Annotated in this window: 21 protein-coding genes and 1 riboswitch; of the genes, 10 read left to right on the top strand and 11 right to left on the bottom strand. The window is 73.9% G+C overall.

What is annotated here, in order from left to right:
• Positions 1–34 precede the first annotated feature (34 nt).
• The 4 genes from EJV46_RS19680 to EJV46_RS19695 are packed head-to-tail and all read left to right on the top strand — an operon-like array spanning position 35 to position 10670.
• Positions 35–7219, top strand: a complete 7185-nt coding sequence (locus EJV46_RS19680; RefSeq protein ID WP_165585624.1) for a type I polyketide synthase — start codon at positions 35–37, stop codon at positions 7217–7219.
• Positions 7216–8514 (top strand): aminotransferase class I/II-fold pyridoxal phosphate-dependent enzyme, encoded by a 1299-nt coding sequence (locus EJV46_RS19685; protein ID WP_131550413.1) that lies wholly within the window; start codon positions 7216–7218, stop codon positions 8512–8514. The genes EJV46_RS19680 and EJV46_RS19685 overlap by 4 nt, the downstream gene beginning before the upstream one ends.
• A 52-nt stretch (positions 8515–8566) precedes the next feature.
• Positions 8567–9295 (top strand): formyltransferase family protein, encoded by a 729-nt coding sequence (locus EJV46_RS19690; RefSeq protein ID WP_206020881.1) that lies wholly within the window; start codon positions 8567–8569, stop codon positions 9293–9295.
• A 28-nt stretch (positions 9296–9323) separates the two neighbouring features.
• Positions 9324–10670, top strand: coding sequence for a capsular biosynthesis protein (locus tag EJV46_RS19695; RefSeq protein WP_131550415.1), 1347 nt, complete (start codon positions 9324–9326; stop codon positions 10668–10670).
• A gap of 13 nt (positions 10671–10683) precedes the next feature.
• Here EJV46_RS19695 and EJV46_RS19700 read toward each other — a convergent pair whose 3' ends face one another.
• Entirely contained in the window at positions 10684–11925 is a 1242-nt protein-coding gene (locus EJV46_RS19700) for an amidohydrolase family protein (RefSeq protein ID WP_131550416.1), read from the bottom strand.
• A gap of 79 nt (positions 11926–12004) precedes the next feature.
• Here EJV46_RS19700 and EJV46_RS19705 point away from each other — a divergent pair, with 79 nt between their 5' ends.
• On the top strand, positions 12005–12997 hold the full coding sequence (locus EJV46_RS19705; RefSeq protein ID WP_131550417.1) for a tripartite tricarboxylate transporter substrate binding protein: 993 nt from the start codon (positions 12005–12007) through the stop codon (positions 12995–12997).
• Here EJV46_RS19705 and EJV46_RS19710 read toward each other — a convergent pair.
• A complete protein-coding gene (locus EJV46_RS19710; RefSeq protein WP_131550418.1) occupies positions 12994–13806 on the bottom strand; it encodes an aminoglycoside phosphotransferase family protein in 813 nt (270 codons plus the stop codon). The two genes, EJV46_RS19705 and EJV46_RS19710, sit on opposite strands and share 4 nt — an antisense overlap.
• An 88-nt stretch (positions 13807–13894) precedes the next feature.
• Between EJV46_RS19710 and EJV46_RS19715 the strand changes: the two genes are divergently transcribed.
• The gene (locus tag EJV46_RS19715) at positions 13895–14548 is read left to right on the top strand and encodes a helix-turn-helix domain-containing protein (protein ID WP_131550419.1); all 654 of its coding nucleotides are present in this window, start codon (positions 13895–13897) and stop codon (positions 14546–14548) included.
• Positions 14549–14675: 127 nt separating this feature from the next.
• Positions 14676–15098, top strand: a complete 423-nt coding sequence (locus EJV46_RS19720; protein ID WP_131550420.1) for a phasin family protein — start codon at positions 14676–14678, stop codon at positions 15096–15098.
• A gap of 88 nt (positions 15099–15186) precedes the next feature.
• On the opposite strand, the gene EJV46_RS19725 is transcribed toward EJV46_RS19720, so the two are convergent.
• The 3 genes from EJV46_RS19725 to EJV46_RS19735 form a co-directional block, all read right to left on the bottom strand.
• Entirely contained in the window at positions 15187–16755 is a 1569-nt protein-coding gene (locus tag EJV46_RS19725; RefSeq protein ID WP_165585625.1) for an ABC transporter substrate-binding protein, read from the bottom strand.
• Between the two features lie 40 nt (positions 16756–16795).
• Positions 16796–16961: riboswitch (TPP riboswitch) on the bottom strand.
• 73 nt (positions 16962–17034) lie between these two features.
• Positions 17035–17601 carry a DUF2585 domain-containing protein gene (locus EJV46_RS19730; protein ID WP_255466124.1) on the bottom strand — a complete coding sequence of 189 codons (567 nt, stop codon included), beginning with the start codon at positions 17599–17601 and terminating at the stop codon, positions 17035–17037.
• 49 nt (positions 17602–17650) lie between these two features.
• The gene (locus tag EJV46_RS19735) at positions 17651–19192 is read right to left on the bottom strand and encodes an acetolactate synthase large subunit (protein ID WP_131550423.1); all 1542 of its coding nucleotides are present in this window, start codon (positions 19190–19192) and stop codon (positions 17651–17653) included.
• A gap of 108 nt (positions 19193–19300) precedes the next feature.
• Here EJV46_RS19735 and EJV46_RS19740 point away from each other — a divergent pair, with 108 nt between their 5' ends.
• The 3 genes from EJV46_RS19740 to EJV46_RS19750 are packed head-to-tail and all read left to right on the top strand — an operon-like array spanning position 19301 to position 20572.
• On the top strand, positions 19301–19762 hold the full coding sequence (locus EJV46_RS19740) for a hypothetical protein (RefSeq protein ID WP_131550424.1): 462 nt from the start codon (positions 19301–19303) through the stop codon (positions 19760–19762).
• Positions 19759–20346, top strand: coding sequence for a molybdenum cofactor guanylyltransferase MobA (gene mobA / locus EJV46_RS19745; RefSeq protein WP_131550425.1), 588 nt, complete (start codon positions 19759–19761; stop codon positions 20344–20346). Before EJV46_RS19740 ends, mobA begins: the two co-directional genes overlap by 4 nt.
• 31 nt (positions 20347–20377) lie before the next feature.
• Positions 20378–20572 (top strand): hypothetical protein, encoded by a 195-nt coding sequence (locus tag EJV46_RS19750; protein WP_131550426.1) that lies wholly within the window; start codon positions 20378–20380, stop codon positions 20570–20572.
• Here EJV46_RS19750 and ccmI read toward each other — a convergent pair.
• Genes ccmI through ccmD form a run of 6 tightly spaced genes read right to left on the bottom strand, consistent with a single transcriptional unit; the run spans position 20569 to position 25051 of the window.
• The gene (ccmI, locus tag EJV46_RS19755; RefSeq protein WP_131550427.1) at positions 20569–21360 is read right to left on the bottom strand and encodes a c-type cytochrome biogenesis protein CcmI; all 792 of its coding nucleotides are present in this window, start codon (positions 21358–21360) and stop codon (positions 20569–20571) included. The two genes, EJV46_RS19750 and ccmI, sit on opposite strands and share 4 nt — an antisense overlap.
• Complete coding sequence (locus tag EJV46_RS19760) at positions 21357–21884, bottom strand: cytochrome c-type biogenesis protein (RefSeq protein WP_131550428.1); 528 nt, start codon at positions 21882–21884, stop codon at positions 21357–21359. The genes ccmI and EJV46_RS19760 overlap by 4 nt, the downstream gene beginning before the upstream one ends.
• Positions 21884–22465, bottom strand: coding sequence for a DsbE family thiol:disulfide interchange protein (locus EJV46_RS19765; RefSeq protein WP_240782661.1), 582 nt, complete (start codon positions 22463–22465; stop codon positions 21884–21886). Before EJV46_RS19765 ends, EJV46_RS19760 begins: the two co-directional genes overlap by 1 nt.
• Positions 22462–24429 (bottom strand): heme lyase CcmF/NrfE family subunit, encoded by a 1968-nt coding sequence (locus EJV46_RS19770; protein WP_131550429.1) that lies wholly within the window; start codon positions 24427–24429, stop codon positions 22462–22464. The genes EJV46_RS19765 and EJV46_RS19770 overlap by 4 nt, the downstream gene beginning before the upstream one ends.
• The gene (gene ccmE, locus EJV46_RS19775) at positions 24426–24920 is read right to left on the bottom strand and encodes a cytochrome c maturation protein CcmE (protein ID WP_131550430.1); all 495 of its coding nucleotides are present in this window, start codon (positions 24918–24920) and stop codon (positions 24426–24428) included. Before ccmE ends, EJV46_RS19770 begins: the two co-directional genes overlap by 4 nt.
• Positions 24917–25051: a heme exporter protein CcmD gene (gene ccmD, locus EJV46_RS19780; RefSeq protein WP_131550431.1), complete on the bottom strand. Its 135-nt coding sequence runs from the start codon at positions 25049–25051 to the stop codon at positions 24917–24919. The genes ccmE and ccmD overlap by 4 nt, the downstream gene beginning before the upstream one ends.
• Between the last annotated feature and the right edge of the window lie 95 nt (positions 25052–25146).

Below are 25146 nucleotides of genomic sequence, written 5' to 3' on the forward strand. Positions count from 1 at the left end.
TGGCGGAAGGAGCGGGATGAGCAGGGACGCGCGAATGGCGGGAGATCGGCAGACCGAGGCTTCGGCGCCGATCGCGGTCGTCGGCGCCGCCTGCCGCCTGCCGGGCGCGCCGGATCTGGCCGGTTTCGGCCGCGTGCTCGACGAGGGCCACGACGCCGTCACCGAGCTCCCGGCCGACCGCTTCACCCAATCGCGGTTCCTGCACCCCCGCCCCGGCGAGGTCGGCCGCGCGCTCCACTTCCGCGCCGGCACCATCGGGGAGGTGGCGGGCTTCGACGCGACCGGCTTCGGCCTCTCGCCCCGCGAGGCGGACGAGATGGACCCGCAGCAGCGCCTGCTGCTGATGCTGGCCCGCCGCGCCTTCGAGGATGCCGGCTGGCCCGAGGCCGAGGCCGCCGGCCGGAGGATCGGCGTCTATGTGGGCGCCTCGACCACCGACTACGCCGATATCCGCCAGCAGGACGTCGGCAGTTCCGACCGCTACATCATGACGGGCGGGGCGCTCTCCATCGCCGCCAACCGGCTCGGCCACGTCTTCGACCTGCGCGGCCCGGCCATGACGCTGGACACGGCCTGCTCCTCCGGCCTCGTCGCCCTGAACGCCGCCTGCGAGGCTTTGCGCGCCGGGCACGCCACCGCCGCGGTGGTGGGCGGCATCAACCTGATGCTCTCGCCCTATCCCTTCATCGGCTTCTGGCGGGCGGGGATGCTGTCGAAGCGCGGCCGCTGCCAGGCCTTCGGCGCGGGCGCGGACGGCTACGTGCGGGCCGAGGGCGGCGTGGTGCTGCTGCTGAAGCCGCTCACAGATGCGCGGCGGGACGGCGACCGGATCCGCGGCGTCATCCTGGCCAGCGGCGTGAACGCGGCCGGCCGCACCGCCGGCATCTCGCTGCCCGATGGCGAGGCGCAATCGGCCCTGATCGCCGAGGTGCTGGCGCGCGCGGGGCTGGGGCCGGAGGCGCTCGGCTATTTCGAGGCGCATGGCACGGGCACCCCGGCGGGCGATCCGATCGAGGCCGCCGCCATCGCCCGGGCCGCCACGACGGGGCGCGCAGCGCCGCTGCCCATCGGCTCGGTGAAGAGCAACATCGGCCACACCGAGGCGGCCTCCGGCCTGGTCGGGCTGCTGAAGGGCCTGCATGTGCTGGAGAGCGGGCGCATCCCCGCCACGCTGCACGCCGATATCCCCAATCCGGCGATCCCTTTCGACCGGCATGGCCTGATCCTGGCCAGCACGCCGATGCCCCTTCAAGGCCGGGCCGTCGCGGTGAACAGCTTCGGCTTCGGCGGGACGAATGCCTGCGTCGCGCTAGGGCGCGCGGAAGATGTCGCGCTGGGGCGCGCGGGGGACCTGCGCGAGAACCCGGCACCGCAACCCGTCCGGTCCGGTCCGCGCGGCGCGCCGCCGCCGCTGCTGCTCTCCGCCCATGGCGCCGGGCAGCTCGGCGCGCTCGCCGAAGCCTGGCAGGAACGGCTGCGCGGCCTCCCCGCGCCGCGGGTGCTGACGATGATCCGCGGCCAGGCCCGCCATCGCGACCTGCTGGCCCATCGGCTCGTGCTGCGCGGCGCGGGCGACGGCGACGGCGACGAATGGGCCGGGCTGCTGGCCGCGCATCGGCGGGGCGAAACCCCCAAAGGAGTCACGTCGGGCGTGGCGAGCCCCGGGCAGGGTGTCGCCTTCGTCTTCTCGGGCAACGGCGCGCAATGGGCCGGCATGGCGGCCGCCGAGATGCACGGCAGCAAGGTCTTTCGCAAGGCGATCGGCCGTGCCGACGCCGCGCTCCGCCCGCATCTGGGCTGGTCCGTCGCCGAGGCGCTGCGCGAGGCGATGCCCGCCGAGGCGCTGGCCGCCACGGAGGTCGCGCAGCCGCTGCTCTTCGCCATCCAATACGGCATCGTGGCCGCGCTGGCGGCGGAGGGCATCGTCCCCGCGCTCTGCCTCGGCCATTCCGTCGGCGAGGTCGCCGCGGCCCAGGCCGCCGGGCTGCTGAGCCTCGCCCAGGCCGCGCGGCTCATCGTCATCCGCAGCCGGGCGCAGGCCACCACGCGCGGGCATGGGCGGATGGCGGCGCTGGGCACCACCGCCGCCGAGGCCCAGGCGCTGATCGCGGCCTGCTGCCGCCCCGGCGAGCCGCCGCTGGAGATCGCCGCGCTCAATGCCCCGGGATCCCTCACCGTCGCCGGGCCCGAGGCCGCGCTCGCGCGGCTGGGCGAGGCGGCCGAGGCGCGCCGGCTCACCTGGATCCCGCTCGACCTCGATTACGCCTTCCACTCCGCCGCCATGGATCCCGTGCGCGAGGCCCTGGTGCAGGGGCTGCGCGGCCTGCGCGCCGGCGACGGCCGGGTGCCGATGGTCTCCAGCGTGACCGGCGAGGCCCTGGCGCGCGCGGCCTGCAACGCCGCCTATTGGTGGCGCAACCTGCGCGAGCCGGTGCGCTTCGAGACGGCGGTGCGGGCGGCGGCGGCGCTGCGGCCGGCCGTCTTCCTCGAGATCGGCGCCAATCCGGTGCTGCAGGGCTATCTGCGCGGCACCCTGCGCGCCGCCGGCCTGGAAGCCGCCATCCTGCCTAGCCTGCGGCGGGGCACCGCCGAGGCGGCCGACCCCTTCCCCGCCATCGCCGACCAGGCCGCGGCGCATGGCGCGGACCCGCGCGGCGCGCCCGGCTTCGTGGGCCCGGCAACGCGCGACCTGCCTCCCTCGCCCTTCGCCCTCCGCCCGCACTGGTTCGCCCGCACCGTCGAGAGCCAGGGCGCGCTGGAGGCCGTGCCCGACGGGCGGCTGATCGGCTTCCGCCACGTCGGCAGCGAATCCGGCGAGGAGTGGCGCCGCTCGATCGACACGCTGGAGGAGCCCTGGCTCGCCGACCACGCCCTGGGCGGCCACCCCATGCTGCCGGCCGCCGCCATGCTGGAAATGGCGCTGGAGGCGGGCTTCCTGCGGCATCGCGGCGCCGCGGCGCTGGAGATCGCGGACTTCGCCATCCTGCGCGCCCTGCCCCTGGGCGACGACGTGGCGCGCGAGATGCGCGTGCGGCTGGATGCGGAGGGGGGCTTCACCCTGGCGGCGCGGCGCCGGCTCTCCGAGGAGGGCTGGACCCTGCACGCCGCGGGTCGCGTGACGGTGCTCACGGTCCTGCCCGAGGCGATCGCCCGCGAGGTCCGGGGCGAGTGGCGTGACGCCGCGGCGCTTGCCGCGCGTGCCGCGCAGGAGGGGCTGTCCTACGGCCCCGCCTTCCGGCCCGTCGCCGCCTGGCGCGCCGAGGCGGCCGCCGGCCGCGCCGAGGTGCGCCTCGAGCTGCCCGAGGCGGCGCCGACGGATGCCGGATTCCACCTGCATCCGGTGCGGCTGGACGGCGCCATGCAGGGCTTCCTCGGATTGATCGGCGGCCCGGAGGGCGGGAACGACGCGTCGGGCTTCGTGCCGGTGCGCTTCGGCCGCGTCGCGGTGCGGCGCGGCGCGGCCCTGCCGGTCTCGGCCGACCTCGTGCTGGAGCATGCCGGGCGGCGCGGCGCGACCGCCGGCCTCGTGCTGCGCGACGCGACCGGAATGGCGCTGGCCGTGGTGACCGGCGCGCTGTTCCAGCGCCTGCCGCGCGCCGCCCAGGCCAGCGAGCTGCCCGCCTTCCACACCGAATGGCACCCCGCGGCGCTGCCCGCCGCCTGGCCCGAGCCGCCGCCGGCCCTGGACCTCGGCGCCCTGCGACCGCCCCGGCAGCCGCAGCCGGCGCTGGACGACGCGGCGCTGCTGCTGGCCGCGCATGGCGTGGCGGCCGGCCTCGCGGCCGGGGCGGAGACCGCCGAGGGCCCGCTCGCCGAGGCCCTGCGGTTCCGCGCCCGGGCGCTCTCGCTGGATTCCGGCGCGCTTCCGGAGCCGGAAGCGATCTGGCGGCAGGTGCTCTTCGAGCAGCCCATCCTGGCGCAGGAGCTGGCGGTGCTCGCCCAGGCGGCGGAAGCCCTGCCCGGCGCCCTGGCGGGCCGGCCGAGCGGGCCGGCAACGCTTCCCGCCGGCGCCGAGAGCCTCCGCCGCCTGGCCGCCGCCCTGGCCGATGGGGCCGCCGACCTGCTGCGGGGCTGGCCGGAGGGGCGCCCCTGCCGCGTGCTGGTGGTCGGCGCCGAGGACGGGCCGCTGCTGCCTGCGCTGCGCCAGGCCCTCGCGCCGCTGGGCGCCGCGCTGCGCCTCACCGTCACCCACCTGCCCGGCGCCCGCCCGCCCGCGCTGCCGCAGGCGGGCGAGGCCGGCATCGAGCGGGCCGTCTGGGATCCGGCGGCCGAAGGCGCGCCGCCGGCCGAGGCCGAGCTCGTGCTCGGCCTCGCGCTCTCGCCGCGCCGCGCCTTCACCCACCGCCTGGCCGAGGCGCTGCGCGGCGCCACCGCCCCTGGCGGCGCCCTGTTGCTGGCCGAGCCCATGCCGGGCCTCTTCTGGGACATGACCGAGGGCCTCGCGCCCGGCTGGTGGTCGTCGCCACGGCTGCACGACGCCGCCGGCTGGACGGGGGTGATGACCGCCGGCGGCTGGCCGCACCCGCGCCAGATCGCCTTGCCGGCGCTGCCCTGGGACGCCGCGCTGATCGCCGCCGCCAGGCCCGCGGGCGGCCAGCTCCTGCACGCGGCGCCGGCGCGGCGCTTCCTCCTCTGGTCGGGCGGCACGCAGCGGCCCCTGTGCGAGGCGCTGGCCGAGGCGCTGGCCGCCGCCGGCGCGCATGTCGCCCATCTGCCCGCCGATCCGGCGCCCCGCCTGCTGCGCGGCGCCGCCGTCATCGCCCTGCCGGCGCCCGAGGCGGACAGCCTCGCCCCGCTCGCGCAGCTTGCCGCCCTGGCGGACGGCGTGGCCGCGCAGTTCCATCTGGTCGTGCGCGGCGGCGGGAGCGGGCTGGCCGCGGCCGGCCAGATGGCGCTGGCCCGCGTGCTGGCCAACGAGATGCCGGGGCTGAAGCCCCAGCGGCACGACGTGGCGCCCGATCTTCCGGCGGCCGAGGCGGCGAGCCGCCTCGTGGCCGCGCTGCTCGACCCGCCCGATGCCGAGGCCGAGCAGCGCCTCACCGCCTCGGCCCGGCTCGTGCCGCGCCTGGCCGCGGCCCTGCCGCCCAGCCCGCCGCCCGCGGGTCCGCGCCGGCTGGAGGTCGCTGCGCCGGGCCAGCTGGGCAGCCTCGCCTGGGAAGCGGCGCCGGATTTGTGCGCGCCACCTGGACCGGGCGAGGTGAGGCTGCGCATCGCCGCCGCCGGCCTCAACTTCCGCGATGTGATGTGGGCCCAGGGCCTGCTGCCGGAGGAGGCGCTGCAGCCCGGCTTCGCGGGGCCGGGCCTCGGTATGGAGGCGGCAGGCGTGGTCGAGGCGGTGGGCGCGGGCGTCGCGCTGCGGCCGGGCCAGCAGGTCTTCGGCTTCGCGCCGCGCGCGCTCGCGACGCGCGCCGTCACCCAGGCCGCCGCGCTGGCGCCGCTGCCGCGCGGCCTTTCCATGGAAGAGGCGGCCAGCCTGCCGGTCGCCTTCCTCACCGTCATCCACGCGCTGGAGGGGCTGGCCCGCATCCAGCCCGGCGAGCGCGTGCTGATCCATGGCGGCGCGGGCGCCGTCGGCCTCGCGGCGCTGCAGATCGCGCTGGCGGCCGGCGCGCGCGTCGCCGTCACCGCCGGCACCGAGGCGCGCCGCGCCTTCCTGCGGGCCGCCGGCGCCGAGGTCGCGCTCGACAGCCGCGACGGCAGCTTCGCCGAGCGGCTGCGCGCCGTCTGGCCCGCGCCGCCGGGCGAGGGCTGCGTCGACATCTGCCTCAACTCGCTCTCCGGCGAGGCGATGGAGCGCAGCCTGGGGCTGATGGCGCCCTTCGGCCGATTCCTGGAGCTCGGCAAGCGCGACTTCGCGGAGGCGCGACGCGTCACCCTGCGGCCCATGCGGCGCAACGTCGCCTGGTTCGCCGTGGATCTCGACGAGGTGGCGCGGCACCGGCCGGCGCTGGCCTCGCGCATGCTCGCCTCGCTGGCGACGCGGCTGGAGGACGGCGCGATCCGCCCGCTGCCGATCCGCGTCCATGAATCCGGCCAGGCGGAGGAGGCCTTCCGGCAGCTCCAGGCGGGCGGGCATATCGGCAAGCTCGTCATCACGCCGCCGGCCGAGCTGGCCGGGGACGCGGCCCAGGACTGGCGCCCCAAGGGCAGCGTGGTCGTGGTCGGCGGCACGGCGGGCTTCGGGCTGGAGGCGGCCTGCTGGCTGGCGGGCCAGGGCATCCGGCATCTCGCCCTCGTCTCGCGGCGCGGCCCCGCCACGCCAGGGGCGGCGGCGGCGCTGACGCGGTTGCGGACGCTCGGGGCCGAGGCGCGGATATTCGCCGCCGATGCCGCCGATCCCGAGGCGCTGGCCGCCGCCCTGGACGGTATCCGCGCCGGCATGCCCCCCATCGAGGGCGTGGTCCACGCCGCCGCCGTCTTCGCCGACGGCGTCGCGGCCCGGCTGGACCCGGCCTCGGTGGCCACGGTCTGGGCCGCGAAGGCCATCGTCGCGGAGAACCTCGACCGGCTGACGCGGGACGACGCGCTGCGCCTCTTCCTGCTCTTCTCCTCCGCGACGGTGCCGATCGGCAGCCCGGGCCAGGCGGCCTATGTCGCCGCCAATGCCGCCCTCGATGCGCTGGCGCGGCGCCGCCACGCCGCCGGCTGGCCCGCGCTGGCCGTGCAGTGGGGCCCGATCGCCGATGCCGGGGTTCTGGCGGGCGACGCGCCCAACGCCGCCGCCCTCTCGCAGCGCCTGGGCGCCACGGCGCTGCGCGCCTCCGAGGCGCTGGGGGCGCTGCCGGCGCTGCTGGCCAGCGGCCTGCCGGTCATCGGCCTCGCCCGGGTGGATTGGGAGGCGGCGCGTCGCAGCCTGCGCCTTCTGGCCGAGCCCGCCTTCGCCCCGCTCACCGGCGCCTTCGCCGCCGATTCCGGCGAGCAGGATCCGCTGCGCGCCATCGCCGAGGCCGGGCCGGATGGCGGGCTGGAGATCGCCCGCCGCCTGGTGGCGCGCGAGGTCGCGCGCATCCTGCGCCTGCCGCCCGGCGCCGTGCCGGCCGATACGCCGCTGACGCGCCTCGGGCTCGACAGCCTGGGCAGCATCGAGCTGCGGACGGGGCTGGAGCGGCGCTTCTCGGTCTCGATCCCGCTCCGGGCCGTCACCGAGGAGCTGACGGTGAGCGCGCTGGCCCGGGCCATCCTTGCCCAGGTCCCGGCGGCCCGCGAGGCGGCGGAGTGAGCGGAAGGGGGCTCTCCGAGGCCGATCGCGCGGCGCTGCTGCGCCGCCTCTCCGGCCGCGCCGCACCGGCCGCGGCCCAGGCGGCGCCCATCTCGGCGCGCGACTTCTCGACCCTGCCCGCAGCGCGCGAAGTGGCGGCGACGCGCACGCTGGGCCGGCAAATGGGGCTGTCCAATCCCTTCCTACGCCCGCATGAGGGCATCGCCGGCGCGCGCACGGTCATCGGCAATGCCGAATACGTGAACTTCTCCTCGTACAACTACCTCGGCCTCAACGGCGATCCGCGGGTGGCGGAGGCGGCGCGGCAGGCCATCGCGCGGCATGGCGTCTCGGCCTCCGCCTCGCGCCTCGTCTCGGGCGAGCGGCCGGTGCACGGATCGCTGGAGGCCGCGCTCGCCGCGAACTACGCGGCCGAGGAGGCGATCGTCATGGTCTCGGGCCATGCGACCAACGTCTCCGTCATCGGCCATCTGCTCGGCCCCGAGGATCTCGTGGTGCATGACGCGCTGGTGCACAACAGCGCCACCGAGGGCGTGCGGCTTTCCCGCGCGCGGCGGCTGGCCTTCCCGAACAACGACTGGGAGGCGGCGGCCTCCATCCTGGCCGCCGAGCGTCATCGGCACGGCCGCGCCCTGGTGCTGATCGAGGGCCACTACTCGATGGACGGCACCGTGCCCGAGCTCGCGCGCTTCAGCGAGATCGCGCGGAGGCACGAGGCCTGGCTCATGGTGGACGAGGCGCATTCGCTGGGCGTGCTGGGGCCCACGGGGCGCGGCCTCTTCGAGGCGCAGGGGGTCGATCCGGGCCTCGTCGACATCTGGATGGGGACGCTCTCCAAGACGCTCTCGTCGTGCGGCGGCTATGTCGCGGGCAGCCATGCGCTGGTGGACCTGCTGCGGCACACGGCGCCGGGCTTCGTCTATTCCGTCGGCATGGCGCCGGCCCTGGCGGCCGCCGCCGAATGCGCGCTGGCGATCATGCAGGCGGAGCCCTGGCGGGTGACGCGGCTGCACGCGGTCGCGCGGCGGTTCCGCGACCAGGCCCGGGCGGCGGGCTTCGACACGGGGGGCTCCGTGGGCCAGGCCATCGTCCCGGTCATCCTCGGCGAGAGCGTGACGGCCGCGCGTGCCGCCGAGCGGCTGCTGGAGCTGCGCATCAACGTGCAGCCCATCGTCTTCCCGGTGGTGCCCGAAGGGCAGGCGCGCTTGCGCTTCTTCCTCAGTGCCGAGCACAGTGACGCCGAGATCGACGAGACGGTCCAGGCCCTGTCCCGGGTGGCGCGCGAGGCGGCATAGGCGTTTGCGGATTGCCCTGTTCACGTTGGAGAGCGCGGGAAGCGCCGAGGCCGTGCTGCGGTTCGCGGAACGGCAGGCGGAGAGGCTCGTCCTGGTGGGCCACTCGCCGCCGCTCTCCGCGCACCGGGCCACCTGGCGGGCGCTGCGAGGCTCCGGACCGGGGATTCTGCCCTATCTCGCGGCGAACCATCTCCTGCCGCCGATCGGCGCGGCCTTCCGCCGGCCGCGCCGGCTGTCGGGGCTTTGCGCGGAGCGCGGCATCCGGACGCTGCGGCTGGCGGACGAAGCCGGGATGCAGGCCGCGCTGCGCGAGACCGGGGCGGAGTTGCTGGTGAGCTTCCACCTCGACCGGATTCTCGGCGCCGCCGTGCTGGCCGCGCCGGCGCGGGGCGGGATCAACGTGCATCCCTCGCTGCTGCCGCGCCACCGAGGACCGATCCCGGCGTTCTTTGGCCTGGCCGAAGGGGCCACGGGGGTTTCCGTCCATGCGCTGGCGCCGCGGATCGATGCAGGCGGCATCTGGGCGCAGCGGGAGGTGTCGCTGCCGCCCGGCGCCTCGGCCCTGGCGGCGGCGCGGGCGCTGCACTTGGCGGCGCTGCCGCTGCTCGACGCGGTGCTGGACCGCATCGAGGCCGGCGAGGAGGCCCCCGCGCCGCCCCGGGCGCTTCCCTATCGCGGCTGGCCGGAAGCTGCGGAGCGGCGGCGGGCCGGGGTGCGCCTGCTCGGCCGCGGGGACGTGACCATGGCCTGGCGCGCCCCGGCCGGCGGCTGGCGCTCGTGACGGGCGGGAACCGCGCCGGGGACGCGCCGTGAGGCGCGCCCGCAGCTTCCTCTTCCTGCAAGGGCCGATCAGCCCCCTCTTCCCCGCCCTTGCCGCGACGCTGAGGGCCCGCGGGCATGCCGCGCACCGCATCAACACATGCCTCGGCGACCATCTCCTCTGGAAAGGCCATTTCTGGCCGGAGCGGAAATGGCGACGCTTCCTTCCGGAGGGCGTGCCGGCCGAGGACTTCCAGGGCCGTCTCGGCGAATGGCACGCCCATGTCGAGCGCGTCTTCGAGGAGCGCGCCGTCACCGATCTCGTGCTGCTGGGCGAGCAGCGGCCCTACCACCGCATCGCCATCGCGGCGGCGAAGGCCCGCGGCATCGCCGTGGCCGCCACGGATTACGGCTATATCCGGCCGGACTGGATCATCCTCGAGCGGGACGGCCACAACGCCCTCTCGCATTTCCCGCGCGACCCGGCCTCGATCCTCGCCGCCGCCGAGGGGCTGCCCCCGGTGGACGAGACGCGCCTCTTCGCCGACCATTTCCCGACCCAGGCGCGATGGGACGTGCTGTTCCACCTGGCCAACCTGACGCCTTGGCCCTTCCCGCATTTCCAGGGCTTCCAGCTCCATGCGGTCATCCCGGCCTATCTGGGGACGGCCTGGCGGCTGGTCCTGCGCGGAAGGACGCGGCGGCGGGCGGAGGCGCTGGTCGCCCGGCTGCCGGAGGACGCGCCCTTCTTCCTCTTCGCGATGCAGATGGAGAACGACTACTCGATCCGCGCCTACTCGCCCTATCCGGACATGGACACGCCGCTGCGCGAGACCGTGCGCAGCTTCGCCGCCCATGCGCCGGCCGGGGCGCAGCTCGCCGTGAAGGTGCATCCGCTGGACCCGGGCATCAAGCACTGGACGGCGCGGCTCGCGCGCATGGCGGAGCAGGCGGGCGTCGGCGGACGCGTGCATCTGGTGGATGCGATCCCGCTCGACCCGCTCCTGCTCCGGGCGGCGGGCCTGGTGACGGTGAACAGCACCGCGGGCATCCGCGCGCTGCAGCTCGGCAAGCCGGTCCTGGCCCTGGGCGAGGCGCTGTACCGGGTGCCCGGGGTAACGCATGAGGAGGGGCTGGACAGCTTCTGGCGGGAGGCGCGCGCGCCCGACGCGGCGCTGACCGACGCCTTCCTGCGCGGCATCGCGCACCACCTGCACGTGCGGGGGAGCTACTATTCCGCCGAGGGCGTCGCGGCCGGCGTGGCGGCGGCGGCGGACCGGCTGGAGGCGGGCCTCGCGGATTTCCCGCTGCCGGCACCGCCGGAGACCGGGCGGCTCGCGGTCACGACCGCGCCCGGGCGGAGCCTGGACATCTTCCGGCCCGGCGGCATCGCCTGAGCGGCCTCCCGCCTCAGCCCGGGGGATGCAGCTCCGCGCGCTGCCGCGTGAAGCTCCGGCGGCCGCGCTTGAAGCCGGCCAGCACCGGCGAGATGGAGCGGATCGCATCCACCGGCGTCGGCGCATCCACCACCACGAGGTCGGCCGGGTTGCCGACGGCGATGCCGTAGTCCTTCCGGCGGAGCACCTTCGCGGAATTCGTGGTGAACATGTCCCAGGCCTGGCGCAGCTCCTGCGCGTCGCCGCGCTGGATCACGTTGCAGTAGAGGTTCGCCATGCGGATGAGCTGCGCATCGCCGAAGGGCGTGAAGGGGTTCTGCACGTTGTTGGTGGAGATGTTGCAGAGCGCGCCCTGCGCCATCAGCCGGTGCGCGTCCACCACGCCGCGGCGGATGTCGTGGTCCTGGTCGCGGCCCATCAGGAAGAGGTCGGTCGCGGGCAGCACGGCCAGCGACACGCCGGCCTCGGCCATCCGCCTGCCAATGCGGTCCTGGTGCTCGGGCGTGGCACTGGCGATCTTGGTGCCGTGGCCGAAGGCGACGCGGCCCTGCCAGCCGATCTGCTCGGTCAGCTCGCAGACCAGCAGCGCGTCGAGGTCGTTCGGATCGGTGCCGCTGTCCAGATGCATGTCGATATCGACATCGAACTCCTGCGCGAGCTCGAAGATCCGGCGGATCTGGCCGTGGCGGTCGCGGTCGTAGTTGGGCGCGGCGCCGATCACGGTGGCACCCGTCCTGAGCGCCTCGACCATCAGAGCCTCGGTGCCGGGGCTGTCGAGCAGGCCCTCCTGCGGCATCACGCAGATCTGGAGGTCGATGGCCCATTTATAGGCATCCACCAAGGCCCTCACGCCGTGGAAGCCGCGCAGGCCGACGCCGGGATCGACCTCGCAATGCGTGCGCATGATGGTCGTGCCGTGGCTGATCGCGCGCTCCAGCGTGCCGCGGGCGCGGGCGTTCACGTCCTCGACGGTGAAGGTGCTCTTCACCGCGGCGACCCGCTCCATGGCGCGGTGCGGGTTGCGGCCGGGCGCGCAGCCGCAGCGGTCGATGATGCAGCTCTTGTCCAGGTGGATATGCGTCTCGACGAAGCCGGGGGAGACGAAGCCGCCGGCAACGTCGAGCACTTCCCCGGCATCCTGCCCCAGCTCCGGCGCGATGGCGGCGATCACGCCGCCTTTCACGCCGATATCCACCAGCCCGTCGGGCGCGGCATCGGCGAGGCGCGCGCGGCGCAGCAGCAGGTCGAATTCCATATGAGGACGACTCCGGATTTGATGGCACGAGGTTTGCTCGATTCGGGGCATGATGGAAACCCGCACACAAGAGGCTTCGATGATCCTGCTTCCCTCGCGACGCGCCCTGCTGACCGGCGCGGCCTCCCTCCTGGCCGCGCCCGCGCTCGCCCCCACGGCATCGGCCCAGCCTGCCTGGCCGGACCGGCCGATCCGCTGGATCATCAACTTCCCGCCCGGGGGCGCCGCCGACACGCTCTCGCGCATCGTGGCGGCGCATATCGGCAACAAATTCGGGCAGCCCGTCGTCGCCGAGAACCGGCCGGGCGCCGGCGGGGCGCTGGGCGCCGACCTCCTGGCCAAGGCGCCGGGCGACCGGCACCTCGTGATGATGTCGAGCGCGGCCTCGCACGGGATCGGGCCGGTCCTGTACCGCAACACACCGTATGACGCGCTGCGCGACTTCACCCATATTCGCCTGGTCGGCACCTTCCCGAGCGTGCTGGCGGTGAACCTGGACTTTCCGGCGCGGACGGTCGCGGAATTCATCGCGCAGGTGAAGGCGCGGCCGGGCCAAGTCACCTACGGCTCGGGCGGCAACGGCACGCTAAACCACCTGATCGGCCAGGTGCTGGCCCGCGAAGCCGGCGTCGACCTGGTCCACGTGCCCTATCGCGGCTCGGCGGCGGCGCTGACCGACACGATCAGCGGGCAGATTCCGGCCATCATGGAGAGCCTGCCCATCGCGCTGCCCCATCTGCGCGGCGGCCGCCTGCGCCCGCTCGCGACGAGCGAGGCCACCCGCCCCGCCTCCCTGGCCGAGGTGCCGACCTTCGCCGAGGCGGGCTTCCCCGGCGTGGCGGCGACCAACTGGTTCGGCTTCTCGGCGCCGGCCGGGGTTCCGGCCGAGATCGTCGCGCGCTGGAACACCGAGATCGGCGCGGCCCTGGCGGATCCGGGCGTCGTCGAGCGCTTCGCCGCCATCGGCGTGGTGCCCGGGAACATGGGGCCGGAACAATACACCGCGCTGATCCGCGGCGAGCTGGATCGCTGGCGCGAGGTGGTCCGGGCGGGGAATATCGTGGCGGATTAGGACCGATCCAGCTCGGCGGCGGCGACGGCGGCGATCTCCAGATCGATGGCCGCCGGGTCGCCGTCGCCGAGATACCAGGCGGCCGAAAGCCCGGCCCAGGCCAGGATCCAGAGCAGCAGGCGCCGGCGCTCCAGCCCAGCGGCCTGCCCCACCACCTCCAGCCGCCGCGCGAATCGCCCGGGCAGGGTCGCGACCGGCCGCGTCGGATCGGCGAGGTCGGGATTGGTGAAGATATTGGCGTAGTCGAAGCCACGCTCGCCCAGCAGGCGCTTGGGATCGATCGCCAGCCAGCCCCGCGCGCCGAAGTCGAGCACGTTGTCGTGATGCAGGTCGCCATGCAGCACGCCCACCTCGCGCGGATTCGCCAGCAGATCCCGGGCCGTGGCTTCGCAGCGCGTCAGGATGCCGCCCCGCGCGCCCGCGGCCGGCTCGAGCTCGCGGAACCAGTGCGCGAGGGGAATCAGCTCGGGCCACGGCCTGGCACGGGGTGCATGCAGGCGTGCCGCGGCGGCGCAGAGGATGCGGCACGCCTCGTCGTCCTGGCCGGCGCGCGCCATTTCGGCCAGGGAGCCCGGCCCCATGGCGCGCTCCAGCAGCAGGGCCTCGTCGTCCTGCGCCAGCACGCGGGCGGCGCCGTCGCCGTCCCACCAGGCCATCAGGACGCCGCCGGCCCGCTCGTCCGCCTCGACGGACAGCTTGAGCATGGCCGGCTCGCCCGCCTGTTGCACCGGCAGGAGGCGCGCGGCCCGGGTCAGGATGGGGGGGCCGTCCGGCACGAGATTCCAGCGGCGCAGATGGGCGTCGAACATGCGGCGGAGGGTATCATGGCCACGGCGCGCACTGCGCCACCCAGCCTTAGCGCTTGCGCCGGCCGGCCCGCCACCCGATCTTGAGGGCATGACCGGCGCGACCTCCTCCGATGCGATCATCTCCGCCTTCTGGCGCGTCCTCGCGGACCGCGGCTGGCACGGCGTCACGATGCGCGGCATTGCCGCCGAAGCGGGCATTCCGCTCGCCGAATTGCGGCGAAGCTTCGACGGCCCGCAGGCCATCCTCGCGGCGCATGGGCGCACGGTGGACGCCGCCGTGCTGGAGGGCACGGTGGACGATCCCTCGGCCAGCGCGCGCGACCGGCTCTTCGACGTGCTGATGCGCCGGCTCGACGCGCTGCAGCCGGACCGGGCCGGCGTGGTCCGGCTGATGCACGATCTGCCGACGGCGCCGCTGCTGGCGCTCCAGCTCTCGACCCAGATGCTCCCCTCCATGGCCTGGATGCTGGAGGCGGCGGGGCTCGACGCGACGGGGCCGTCGGGACTGCTGCGGGCGAAGGGGCTGGGAACCGTCTGGCTGGCCGGGCTGCGGGCCTGGGAGAAGGACGAGAGCGCCGACCTCTCGGCCACCATGGCCGCGCTGGACCGGGCGCTGGACCGGGCGGACCGGATCGCGCGCATGTTCGGCTTCGCGCCAAGGGAACCTGCCGCGGCGTCGGCCGGCCATACATCGCCCATCGAAACGCTCGACGAAAGCGGGGCGGCGGCCGATCCTGTTTGACGCTGTCGATCCTGCGGCCGAAGGTAGCGGAGGTGAGTGTCAATTCACGCGTTCGCAGCGAAACTGAAGCAGAACGGCAAGGGCGAGGGAGAGATCTTCCGAGACCCGGTCAAGTCAGGAGAGCACCATGGGCAGCGGTTTCAACTCGGACGAGATGATGAGGATGTTCGGCGCGATGAAGATGCCGAGCATGCCCGACTTCCAGGCGCTCGCGGAGGCGCAGAAGCGAAACCTGGACGCGCTGACGGCGGCGAACAAGCTCGCCATGGAAGGCGCGCAGGCGGTGGCCCGGCGCAACATGGAAATCGTCCAGCAGGTCATGGGCGAGATGAGCCAGGCGGTGCAGAGCCTCGCCACGGCGGAAGGCTCGCCGCAGGACAAGGCGACGAGGCAGGCCGAGCTGATGAAGGCGGCCTATGAGCGCGCGGTGGCGAATATGCAGGAGATCGCCGAGCTCATCCAGAAATCCAACGGCGAGGCCGTGGGCGTGCTGAACCGCCGCTTCGGCGAGGCGCTGGAAGAGGTGAAGAGCCTGATGCACAAGGGCTGAGGCCCTTGTGACGAGGGTGCAGGGAACGGGTTCCCTGCCGGGGGTTGGCCGCGAAGCGGAGACAACATTTGAGAGGCCGGAGCCCCTCTCAAGAACTGCGCCGCAGGTTCCACAGCATCGGATTGGGCGCTTGCAGCACGCCCGTCAGGTCCGCACGGAAGGCGGTGCGCAGCCGGAACAGCCCCGTCGGCGCGATCGGCACCGCGTCCCAGAGCAGATCCTGCAGCCGTTTCATGGCCAGGTCCTGCGCCGCCACGTCCGGCGCCTGCACCCAGGCCGAGACCTGTTCCTCGACCCCGGCATCCTCCGGCCAGCCCGGCCAGGCGGCGGCGCCGTTCATGCGGATGGTCCAGCTCACCGCGGGGTTGGCGATGGTCGCCGCCGGGCCGTTGGTGTTGTGCAGATGCCACCCGCCCTGGGCCGGCGGCGCGCGGTTGGCGCGGCGGGCGATGATGGTGGCCCAGTCGCTCTCCACCGCCTCCATGTTCACGCCGAGCCGCCGCATCAGATCCACCGTGAGGCGGCCCTGCTGGGTGACGGCGGGAAAGTCGCTCGGATTGATGTGGATGATGGGCTCGCCCCTGTAGCCCGCCTCGCGCAGGGCGGCGCGTGCGCGCTCCATCGCGGCCTCGCCGCGCGCGGCCGGGGCGGATTCCACGACATTCGGCAGGCCGCAGGGGAACATGGCGTGGCATTCCTGCCAGTCCTGCGGCAGGGCCACCGCCTGCATGAAGTCCGGCTGCACGATCACGTCGCGGATCGCGCGGCGGAGGCGGACGTCGTTGAAGGGCGGGTGCAGGTGGTTGAAACGCAGGAAGCCGAGGAAGCCGTTTGGATCGTAGATCTGCGTCTTCGTGTTGCGGTCGCGCTCGAGGACGGGAACGAGGTCGGGCAGCGGGTATTCGATCCAGTCGATCTCGCCGGTGCGCAGCGCGGCCGCGGCGGTGCCGCCGTCGGGAATCCAGATGATCTCCAGCCGGTCGAAATGCACGCGCTTGCCCCCGGCGGCCGCCTCGGCCGGCTCCTCGCGGGGGACGTAGTGCTCGTTGCGGAGATAGGCGGCGCGGGCGCCCTGGACGAATTCGCCGGGCAGGAACTTCCAGGGGCCGCTGCCCACGGCCTCGGCGATGGGGCGGTCGGCGGGCTGCGCGGCCAGCCGCTCGGGCATCATGAAGCAGGGCGAGGAGCCGGGCTTGGCCAGCGCATCGAGCAGCGCCGGGAAAGGGCGGTGCAGACGGAAGAGGATCGTCCGGTCGTCCGGCGCGGCGAGCTCGGCGGTGGCCTGCATCAGCACCTGGCCGAAGCCGTCGCGGACGGCCCAGCGGCGGATGCTCGCCACGCAGTCGCGCGCGCGGACGGGCTCGCCGTCATGGAAGCGCAGGCCCTCGCGCAGGGTGATGCGCCAGGTGAGCGCGTCGGCGGAGACCTCGTGGCCCGCCGCCATCTGCGGATGCGGGCGCAGCGCGCGATCGGCGCCGTAGAGCGTGTCGAAGACGCAATAGGCGTGGGTGGTGACGATGGTCGTCGGATTGAAGATCGGGTCGAGCACGGCGAGCCCGGCCTGCGGCATGAAGCGCAGCGTGCGGGCGCGGGCGCTCTGGGCATAGGCGGGCGCGGCCAGCAGCGCCGGCGCCATCAGCAGGGAACGACGGTCCATCCATTTCCTCCATGCGGCGCGGAGGCACGGGACGGAATGCATCGGGGATGCGCACCAATCCCTTCGCCGGTCCGAACCGGATCAGGTTCCAGGGCTCGCGGGATGACGTCCCGCCTCTCAGCGCCCGTTCCCGATCCCGCCTGGCCGCCGCCTTTCGGCGGGCGGGCATGGCGGACCGGGCGGTAGGCGCTCACCCAGGTGACGCAGGAGACATGCGCCGGGGCGCGGCCACTGTCCAGATGCCGGGTGCCGCGGGAAGGCCGCGGCCGAGGGTGGCGGTCAGCCGCCCGCCTGCCAGGCCTTCACCGCATCCAGCGGCCAGAGCAGCATCAGCACATTGAGCGTGAGGTTGTCGCGGATCATCCAGGCCACGCCGATCTCGAAGACGAGCACGAGCGCCACCGAGGCCCAGACGGGCAGCCGCGCCGCGAGCCAGAAGCCCAGCCACATGGCCAGGATGTCGCTGACGGAATTGAGGACGCTGTCGCCGAAGTAGTCGAGGGCGATCGTCGCCTCGCGGTAGCGGTTGATGACCGCGTTGGTGTTCTCCGCGATCTCCCAGGCGGCCTCGACGATGGTGGCGATCGCCAGCCGCGGCAGCAGCCCCAGCCGCCGCGCGACGAGGTGCAGCGCGCCATAGAACAGGATGCCGTGGATGATGTGCGACGGCGTGTACCAGTCGGTGATGTGCTGCGAATTCTCGGAGCTGACGACCACCCCGTGCCACAGCTTCACCGTGCCGCAGGTGCAGATGGGCACGCGGCCCATCCAGAGCAGGATGGCCGCCGTGACGGCGACCATCCCTATCAGGATCGCGACCCAGGCACCCCTGGAAGGGCGATTCACCGCCCCGGCCAAGATGGCCTCCGGGGATCGCGCTCGTGGCGCGAAATCTTCAGATCAGGAACTCGATCAGGAAGGGCGCATCCTGCGAAAGGCTCTGCGACACCAGGTCCGCCAGCTCCTCCAGCGTCGAGGCCGTCGCGGCGCCCACGCCCATGCCGTTCGCCAGCTTCACCCAGTCGATATCCGGATTGCCCAGGTCGAGCATCTGCATCGCCGTCGGGCCCGGATTGGCGCCGACGTTCTGGTACTCGCCGATCAGGATCTGGTACTTGCGGTTGGAGAGCACGATCGTGGTGATCGGCAGCTTCTCTCGCGCCTGGGTCCAGAGCGCCTGCACCGTGTACATGCCCGAGCCGTCGGCCTGCAGCGCGATCACGCGGCGCCCGCCGCCGCCGATCGCCGCGCCCACCGCCACGGGGAAGCCGTAGCCGATGGCGCCGCCGCGGTTCTGCAACCAGTCGTGCTTCGGCGCGCAATGCGTCAGGGGCGAAAGGCCACGGCCATAGGTCACGGACTCGTCGACGATGATCGAATCCTCCGGCATCAGCGCCGCGATCACGCGGGCCAGCCCCTCGGGCGAGGGCGCGCCGCGCGGCAGCTCCGGCTTCGGGCCGTTGTCCGGCATCGCGACCTTCGGCGCGCCCAGCTCCTCGGCCAGCGCCGTCAGCGCCGTGACCGCGTCCTGCTCCTGGCGCGTCAGCACGGTGATCTCGGCCTTCGGCGGATAATGGAGCGACGGGTAGTTCGGATAGCCGAAGAAGCCGACCGGCGCCTTGGAGCCGACCAGGATGATCTGCTCGTAGTCCTTCAGCCGCGCGATCGCGGCATCCGGCGGATAGGGCACGCGGTCGAGCTGCATACGGCCCTGGCCGCGCGCGATCTTGGCGTTGGAGGTCTCGGCCAGGATATGCGCGCCAGTATGGGCGATCACGCGCTGGGCCTGGAGCTGCGCCGCCTCGGTCAGCGCCGTCGGGCCGCCGAGCAGGATCAGCACGTTCTTCTTCTCGCGCAGCACCTTCGCGGCATTGCGGATGGCATGCGCCTCGGCCTGCGGCGTGGCGGGCACGGGCAGCGCCTCGGCGACCACGCCCCCATCGTCCCAGCAGGTGTCGGAGGGGCAGATCAGCGTCGCCACCTGGCCGGGCGAGGTCTTCGCCGCCTGGACGGCGACGGCCACGTCGGCGCCGATCTCGCTGGCCTTGGCGCTGGTCCGCGTCCAGGCGGAGACGCCGCGCGCGAAGCCCTCGGTATCGGCGGTCAGCGGCGCATCGAGCGGGCGGTGATAGGTCGCCTGGTCGCCCACGCAGTTCACGATGCCCGAATGCGCGCGGCGCGCGTCGTGCAGGCCGGCGAGGCCGTTGGCGAGGCCCGGGCCGCAATGCAGCAGCGTGACGGCCGGCTTGCCCGCGGTGCGCCAGTAGCCGTCGGCGGCTCCCGTCACCACATTCTCCTGCAGGCCGAGCACGCAGCGCATCCCGGGCACGCGGTCGAGCGCCGCGACGAAGTGCATCTCACTGGTGCCGGGATTGGCGAAACAGACATCGACGCCGCTCTTCAGCAGGCTGTGCACCAGGCTTTCCGCACCGTTCACGCGTAATCTCCCTATGGGGCGGCGGGCTCGCGGCCCCCCGTGATTGTCCTATGGACGCCGCGCGCAGCCTGGGCCGAAGATGCCGAATCGGCAAGATGGGGGACGTCCATGGCGCATTCGCTGCCGCGCAAGATCCTGCTCTACGGCTTCGTCGCCGGAGTGCTCGGCATGGCCGCCTTCCACCAGGGCACGCTGCACATCATGCACCACCATGCGGGGAGGATTCCGGGCGCGGCCGAGCTCTTCGGGGCCTTTCCCCGCGCCTACAGCTTCGCGCGCACCGGCCCCTTCGGCATGCCCTGGCTGGCCTTCCTGCTGATCCAGGGCGGGCTTTGGGGAATCGTGATCGGCGCGCTGCTGCGCGCGACCTCCTTCCCCGACCTGCCCTTCGGCTTCGTCTTCGGCGCGGTGGTGATCACCGCCGTGGAGCTGCTCGTCATCCCGGCGCTGATGGGCCGCCCGCCGGTCACCAGCCCCGGCTCCCAGCTCCTGGCCCGCATGGCGCTGCTGAACGGCGCGCTCGGCTTCGGGACGGTCTTCTTCCTGCGGCCCTTCGCCCTCCGCGGATGAGCCGCGCCGATACCTGCGGCGTCATCCTCGCCGGGGGGCTGTCGCGGCGCATGGGCGGCGGCGACAAGCCGCTGCGCGAACTCGGCGGCCGGCCGATGCTGGCACGGGTGATCGAGCGGCTGGCGCCGCAATGCGCGGAGCTGGCGATCAATGCCAATGGCGACCCGGCGCGCTTCGCGGGTTTCGGCCTGCCGGTCTGGCCGGACACGCTCCCCGGCCATCCCGGGCCTCTGGCCGGCATCCTGGCCGCGCTGGAATCCTCTCCGCTGCCCTGGGTGGCGACGGTCACGGGCGACGCCCCCTTTCTCCCGCCGGACCTCGTGGAGCGCCTCCACGCCTCAGGCGCAGCGCTCGCCTGCGCGGCCTCGGCGGGACGGGTTCATCCGCCGGTGGGGCTCTGGCCGCGGCGGCTGGCCGGGGAGCTGCGCGCGGCGATCCTGGACGGCGAGCGGCGGGTCGGCGCCTGGGCCGCGAGGCACGGCGTCGCGACCGTGGAATGGGAGGGCGATCCCTTCTTCAACGTGAACACGCCGGAGGAGCTGGCAGAGGCGGCGCGGCGGCTGCGCGAACCGCCGCCCTCGTGACACGTTGTCCCCGGCGAGGGGGAAGGATGCCATGCTTCGCGCCGCGCTGATCTGCCTGTTCCTTTCGGTGCTGCTGGGGAGCTTCGCCTGGTGGGGCCTCTTCACGGCAGCGGGAAACCAGGCCTTTGACGAGATGGACGGGATGATCCCCTTCGCGGCGGGCGTGCTGGGCGCCTTCCTGGCCATCTCCGCGGCCCTTGCCTGGGGTCTCTCGATGCGGCGCTAGGGCAGCCCGTCGAGGCTCTGCTGGACCGCCGCGCGCCAGGGCGCATCCGCCGGCGCGTCGGCCAGCAGCGCGCGCCACGTCGCCCGCGCCTCCTCCGGCTGCCCCGCGCGGGCCTGCGCGAGGCCCTTGAGGAAGCGCAGCCGCGGATCTGGCTGCGTCTCCAGGCTGCGGTCGATCCAGGTCAGCGCGCTTGCCGCCTCCCCGCGCTCGATCTCCACCTCCACGAAGCGAATGGCCAGGCCCAGGTCGAAGCGGGCCTCCAGCGCGCGGCGATAGGCGGCGGAGGCCTCGGCCAGCCGTCCGCGCGTGCGCTCCGCATTGCCCAGCAGGATGAAGCCCTGGCGCCCGGATTCCGTTGCGGGATCGGCGGTGCGCAGGCGCTCGCGGAGCTGGGTGATGATCGCGTCGTCGGCGGCATCCGCCTGCCGGCGCTCGCTGAGCGTGGCCGAGCGCATCTCCGGGAAGCCGCGGTCGAGATAGAGGATCACGCCGGCGACCGGGATCAGGACCAGCGCGCCCAGCAGCAACGGCGAGGCGCGCGTCTCCGACGGTGGCGCCGCGGCGGCCGGGGCGGCGAGCAGGCGGCGCTGCACCTCCAGCGTCGCGGCCTTGTGCGAGGCCTCGTCGAGCCTTCCTTCCGCGCGCTGCGAGTCGAGCTCTGCGAGCTGCGCGTGGAACAGCGCGAGATGCGCCTCGCCCCGGCTGCGCGGGGCGGGCGGGCGCAGCGCGGCCCAGGCGAGCGGCGAGAGGATCAGCGCGGCCGCGAGGGCCAGGGCAAGCCAGGTCACGCGCGCGGCTCGCCTGTACGCTGCGCGGCCGATTCACCCTTCGGCGGAAGAACGCCGAAGCGATCGGACGCCAGGCGCTCCGCCAGGCGTGCCTGCTCGGCCTCGGTGAGCTCCGCGACGGCCGTGGGCTGCCGGCGCCGCAGGCGCCAGATGGCGAAGAGCCCGCCCAGCAGCGCCAGCACGGGCGTGGCCCAGAGCAGCAGGGTGGCGAGCCGGACGGGCGGGCGCAGCAGCACGAAATCGCCGTAGCGGTCGTGCACAAAGCGGACCACCTCCTCATCCGAGGCGCCCCGCGCGACCTGCTCGCGCACGATGCGGCGGAGGTCGCGCGCGAGCTCCGCCTCGCTGTCCTCGATGGACTGGTTCTGGCAGACGAGGCAGCGCAGCTCGCGGCCGATCTCTCTTGCGCGCGCCTCGGCGGCCGGGTCCGGCAGGCGGCCGGCAACCGGCGCCGTCGCGACCTGGGCCATGGCGGGCAGCGACGCCGCGAGCAGCAGCGCGCACAGGCGGAGCGGCCGGCCCATCAGGCGTTCTCGAGCGAGCGCAGCAGCGGGACGACGCTCGCCGTCATCACCTCGGGCGTGATGGGCCCCGCCCAGCGCCAGCGGATCACGCCGTGGCGGTCGAGCACATAGGTCTCCGGCACGCCGTAGACGCCCCAGTCGATGGCGATCCGGCCCGGCACGTCGACCCCCAGCCGCGCGAAGGGATTGCCGTGGCGCGCGAGGAAGCTGCGCGCATCGGGCTCGCGGTCCTTGTAGTTGATGCCCAGGATGGGCACGCCCTGGCGGTGCAGCGCCATGAGTTGCGGATGCTCGACGATGCAGGGCGCGCACCAGCTCGCCCAGAAGTTCACGAGGACCGGCTTGCGGAAGAGCCGCAGATCCGGCGAGGCGAGCGGCGGCAGGTCCACGCCGTCGAGGCCCGGCAGCGAGAATTCCGGCGGGTTCTTGCCGAGCAGCGCGGATGGCACGCCGCGCGGGTTGAAGCTGCCGTCGCCCAGGCCGCGCAGCATGGCCCAGAAGCCCAGGCCGGCCACGCCCGCCACGGCGAGCGGCGCGTAGAGCATCAGCTTCCGGCGGGAGGGTTTTGCGAGCTCGCTCACGCCGTCACCTCGGCTTCTCGCCGCTTCGCCGCCGGTGCGGCGATGCGCACGCGGCGGTCGCTGAGCGAGAGCGCGCCGCCCAGCGCCATGACGAAGGCACCGAGCCAGATCCAGGGCGCGAGCGGATTGTTGTGCAGGCGCAGCACCGCCTGGCCTTCATGCTCCTCGCCGAGCACGGCGTAGAGGTCACGCAGGAGATTGGTGTGGATAGCGGCCTCGGTGGTGGTGGTCCGGCCCTGCGGGAAGAAGCGGCGCGAGGGCTCCATGACGCGCACGGGGCGCCCGTCGCGCAGCAGCGTGACGGTGGCGCGGCGCGCGGTGAAGTTCGGGCCGGTCGCATCCCGCACGCCGTCCAGCCGCCATTCGTAGCCGGCGAATTGCGTCGATCCGCCGGGGGGAAGCGCGGCGAGATGATCCGTGGCCAGGCCCATGCCCGAGATGCCCAGCAGTGTGACGCCCACCCCCGCATGCGCGACGGCGGCGCCCCAGGCCGAGCGCGGCAGGCCGCGCGCGCGGTGCAGCACGTTGGCGAGGCGCGTGCGGCCGAGGCCGGCGCGGTCCGCGATGTCGGCCGCCGCGCCGCCGATCAGCCAGAAGGCGCAGGCGAAGCCGAAGGCCGGCAGCACATGCCACCCCGCGACGGCGAGGCTCAGCACGAAGGCCAGCAGCGCGAGGCAGGCCGCCCACCAGAGCCGCTGCAGCACGGGCCAGAGCGACGCGCGCTTCCACGGCATCATCGGCCCGATCGCCATGCCCGCGATCAGCGGCAGGGCCAGCGGCGCGACGGCGCTGTTGAAGAAGGGCGGGCCGACCGAGATCATCTGGCCCGTCAGCAGGTCGAGGAAGAGCGGGTAGAGCGTGCCCACCAGCACCACCGCGCAGATCGAGCAGAGCAGCAGGTTGTTCAGCACCAGCGATCCCTCGCGCGAGACCGGCGCGAAGATCCCCGTCGGCGCCATGGCCGGCGCGCGCCAGGCGAAGAGCAGGAAGGCGCCCGCGATGTAGATCGCGAGCAGGACCAGGATGAAGACGCCGCGCGAGGGGTCGGAGGCGAAGGAATGCACGCTGTTCAGGATGCCCGAGCGCACCAGGAAGGTGCCCAGCAGCGAGAGCGCGAAGGCGAGCAGCGCCAGCAGCACCGTCCAGATCTTCAGTGCCTCGCGCTTCTCGACCACGATCGCCGAATGCACCAGCGCGGTGCCAGCGAGCCAGGGCAGCAGCGAGGCGTTCTCCACCGGATCCCAGAACCAGTAGCCGCCCCAGCCGAGCTCGTAATAGGCCCACCAGGAGCCGATCGCGATGCCGAGCGTCAGGAAGGACCAGGCGGCCAGCGCCCAGGGCCGCACCCAGCGCCCCCAGGCCGCGTCCACCCGCCCCTCGATGAGGGCGGCGACGGCGAAGGCGAAGGTCACCGCGAAGCCGACATAGCCGGCGTAGAGCAGCGGCGGATGCACCGCGAGGCCGAAATCCTGCAGCAGCGGATTGAGGCCGTTGCCGTCGCGCGGCGGAGGCCAGACGCGCTCGAAGGGGTTGGAGGTGAGGAGGATGAAGGCGAGGAAGCCGAGCGAGATGGTGCCCAGCACCGCGATCGCCCGCGCCTGCAAGGCCGAGGGCAGCCCGCGCCCGAAGCCGGCGACCGCGGCGGCGCAGGCCGCCAGCACCAGCACCCAGAGGACCATCGAGCCCTCGTGATTCCCCCAGGTGCCGCTGATCTTGTAGATCATCGGCTTGGCGGAATGGCTGTTGGCGACGACATTGGCGACCGTGGTGTCGTTGGTCGCATAGCTCCAGATGAGCGAGGCGAAGGCGACGGCCACCGCGAGGAAACCGGCGATCGCCAGCGGCGCCGCCGAGCCCATCAGCCGGCTGTCGCCGCGCTGCGCGCCGACCAGCGGCAGCACGGATTGCGCGACGGCGAGCATCGCCGCCAGGATCAGCGCGAAATGGCCAAGCTCGGGGATCACGAGCCGCTGCGCCGTTCCGGCGTGAGCGTGTTCCAGCTCGCCGCCGGCGGCGGCGCGCCCTGCGCGGGGTTCCAGTGGCCGGACCGCTTCAGCGCATCGGCGACCTCGGGCGGCATGTAGGTCTCGTCGTGGCGGGCGAGGACCTCCCGCGCGGCGAAGCTTCCGTCGGGGCGCATCACGCCCTGGGCGACCACGCCCTGGCCCTCGCGGAAGAGATCGGGGAGGACGCCGGTGAAGGTGACGGGGATGGTGCTGGCTCCATCGGTGACGCGGAAGCGAATGGTGGCCCCGCCGCGCTCCACGCTGCCGGCCTCGACCAGCCCGCCGAGGCGGAAGGCGCGGCCGGGCGGCGGCGCCTCGCGCGCGATGTCGCTGGGCGAGCGGAAGAAGACGAGGTTGTCCTGGAAGGCGGTCAGCGTCAGCGCCGTCGCGGAGCCGAGGCCGATCGCACAGAGCAGCAGGATGTAGAGGCGTCGCTTCTTGCGCGTCATCGCCTCGTCTCCAGCCGGTCGAGATGGCGCTTCGCCCTGCGATAGCGTGTCAGGGACATCGCGCTCATCGCGGCGAAGACCAGCCCGGCCAGTCCCCAGGCGATGGCCACATAGGCCCAATGCGCAATCATGTCTTCGCACCCTCGGACGGCGGGCGACTGGAGCGCCGGCCGCGCCGTCGGTTGGGCGCCGCCGTCCGCCTGGCGGCCGGATTCCTCCCGGTGGT

This window comes from Roseococcus sp. SYP-B2431 (assembly GCF_004336745.1).
Taxonomy (GTDB): Bacteria; Pseudomonadota; Alphaproteobacteria; order Acetobacterales; family Acetobacteraceae; genus Roseococcus.